At 65.2% G+C, this 953-nt stretch carries 1 pseudogene; it reads right to left on the bottom strand.

The features are described from left to right. Window positions 1–14 precede the first annotated feature (14 nt). Window positions 15–903: pseudogene (locus tag ACLQ2O_RS41910) on the bottom strand (IS5 family transposase). Window positions 904–953 lie beyond the last annotated feature (50 nt).

Below are 953 nucleotides of genomic sequence, written 5' to 3'. Positions count from 1 at the left end.
CTAGGGCGTGTCTGCTAATTGTGGATGCGGTGGTGGGTGATCATGGCGGCGAGGAGTACTCCGCCGAGGTAGGTCAGGGCGTACTTGTCGTACCGGGTGGCGACGCCGCGCCAGTGTTTGAGGCGGTTGAAGCCGCGCTCGATGGTGTTGCGGTGCCGGTAGATGTCGGCGTCGAAGGCGGGTGGTCTGCCGCCGAGTGATCCCTTCGACTTGCGGTGGGCGATCTGGTCGGAGCGCTCGGGAATCGTGTGTGAGATCTTCAACGCCCGTAGGTGTTTGCGGGTCGAGGAGTGTGTGTAGGCCTTGTCCGCCAGTAGGCGGAATCGCTGGTCTCGGTTCGCTGCTCTGTGTGCGGTCAGCAGTGGTGCCAGCATCGGGTTGTCGCCGGCTTGGCCGGGGGTGAGCAAGACGGTGAGTGGTCGGCAGAACTGGTCGGTGAGCGCATGGATCTTCGTTGTCCATCCGCCGCGGGAACGACCCAGGGCGTGGTCAGCCGGTTCGCCGGGCAGATTCTTGTGATTCGATCCCGCCCCCTGTGTCGACTCGGCCGTCGTGGAACCGGCCGCCGGCCGCGTGCTGATGGGCCCGAATGCTAGTCGAGTCCACCGAGATCAGCTCCACCAACCGACGTCCGTCAGCGGGTGCGGCCGCGCGGACCGCGGCGAACATCTTCGCGTAGGTGCCGTCGGCCGACCAGCGCCGGTGACGCTCCCAGATCGACTGCCAGGCGCCGAAATCGGCTGGTAGATCGCGCCACGGAGACCCGGTTCGGAACCGCCACGCAATCGCCTCCAGCATCATCCGGTGGTCATTCCAGGGACGACCTCGGCGGCCGGCACCCGACGGCAACACCGGCTCAATCACCGCCCACAACTCATCAGAAATCACACCAGAACGAAGCACCAACCAATCATCAACGACAGCGCCGCCCGGATTTAGCAGACACGCCCTAG

This window comes from Kribbella sp. DT2, assembly GCF_049844575.1.
Taxonomy (GTDB): Bacteria; Actinomycetota; Actinomycetes; order Propionibacteriales; family Kribbellaceae; genus Kribbella.
The sequence above is the reverse complement of the archived record's forward strand: the minus strand, read 5'-3'. Positions and strand labels throughout refer to the sequence as shown.